This is a genomic window from Pseudomonas sp. NPDC087615, from assembly GCF_044743445.1.
Taxonomy (GTDB): domain Bacteria; phylum Pseudomonadota; class Gammaproteobacteria; order Pseudomonadales; family Pseudomonadaceae; genus Aquipseudomonas; species Aquipseudomonas baetica_A.
In genome coordinates, this window is record NZ_JBIUWM010000076.1 from 16,295 (window position 1) to 16,672 (window position 378).

The window sequence follows — 378 nt, forward strand, 5'->3', positions numbered from 1 at the left end:
CGGCACTCTGTGCGTTTCGTCCCAGGCAGGCTGTGCCCTGGATTGCAGTTTCTGCTCCACCGGCAAGCAAGGCTTCAACAGCAATCTCACCGCCGCCGAAGTGATCGGTCAGGTGTGGATTGCCAACAAATCTTTTGGCAGCGTCCCGGCAACCGTCGACCGTGCTATCACCAACGTGGTGATGATGGGCATGGGTGAGCCGCTATTGAACTTCGACAACGTCGTGGCCGCCATGCATCTGATGATGGATGACCTTGGTTACGGGATCTCCAAGCGCCGCGTGACCCTGTCCACGTCGGGTGTGGTGCCGATGATCGATGAGATGGCCAAGCACAACGACGTATCAATGTCGTTATCCATGAACTCACCGAAAGAAGC

1 pseudogene (running past one end of the window) is annotated in these 378 nt (G+C 56.9%); it reads left to right on the forward strand.

The window, feature by feature from the left end:
* A pseudogene (locus tag ACIOU6_RS25450) lies at positions 1 to 378 on the forward strand (radical SAM protein) (its annotated part extends 352 nt beyond the left edge of the window); the annotation flags it as partial.